This is a genomic window from Bradyrhizobium hipponense (assembly GCF_008123965.1).
Taxonomy (GTDB): Bacteria; Pseudomonadota; Alphaproteobacteria; order Rhizobiales; family Xanthobacteraceae; genus Bradyrhizobium; species Bradyrhizobium hipponense.
Genome location: NZ_VSTH01000261.1, coordinates 1 through 911, shown reverse-complemented (window position 1 = coordinate 911; position 911 = coordinate 1). Strand labels below are relative to the sequence as shown.

Sequence of the window (911 nt, the reverse complement as noted above, 5' to 3'; positions counted from 1 at the left end):
GATCGCAACCGTCGGTGCCGCCGTGTCCAGGATGAAGCTCAGCGCGGAGGTGGTCGAGCTGTTGCCGGCGGCATCGCTGAACTGCGCCGCGATCTGCTTGGTGCCATCGGCTCCGAGATCGCCGGCAGTCACGGTCAGGCTGATGCTGCCTGCCGTCACGTCAGTCGCCGTGATCACATGCGTGACCGGATGTGCCAGCGGCGAGCCGCCCAGCAACAGCTGCACCGTATCGCCGACGGCAGCCGTCGGGGTCAGCGCCACCGTGAAGGTCGGCGAAGTCGCCGAGGTGATATTGTCCGTGTTCGAGGTGCCGGTGTCCGAGCCCGCCGTCAGGTCCGGCGTGCCGCCGCTCGGCGTCGCCGTGTCCAGGGTGAAGCTCAGCGATGCCGAACCGGTGTTGCCGAAGGGATCAGTCTGGCTCGCCACGATGGTGTGCGATCCGTCCGCCAGCCCGCTCGGCGTAAACGACCACGCCCCTTGCGCATCGGTCGTCACCGTCGTCGCGATCGAGCTGCCGTCAATGGTGAAGTGGACCACCGTATTGGCAAGGCCGGTGCCGTTCACGGCCGGGTTCGCGGTGACGTGGTCGGTGGCCGAGCTGCCGGTGTCGGCGACCAGGGCCTCGGTCACCGTCGGCCCGGTGGTGCTGAGCGTGTAGACCACCGCGCTGCTGGTGGCGGTGTTACCGGCCGCATCGCTTACCCGTGCGGTCAGCGAGTTGGCTCCATTGTTGAGGCTGACCGTTGTGCTCCAGCTGCCGTTGCCCTGCACGATGGCGGTGCCGATCGCGGTGGTGCCGTCCAGGATGGTGACGCTGGCGCCGGCATCGGCGACATCGACCGTGCCGGTGATGGTCTGGCTGGCCTGGTTGGTCGACCCACCCGCGCTGGTGATCGCAACCGTCGGTGCCG

1 protein-coding gene is annotated in these 911 nt (G+C 68.4%); it reads right to left on the bottom strand.

Annotated elements, in window-relative coordinates; all coding sequences use genetic code 11:
• Positions 1-911, bottom strand: a 911-nt coding sequence (locus tag FXV83_RS41365) for an Ig-like domain-containing protein (RefSeq protein ID WP_235940615.1), incomplete at both ends; no start/stop codon positions are given.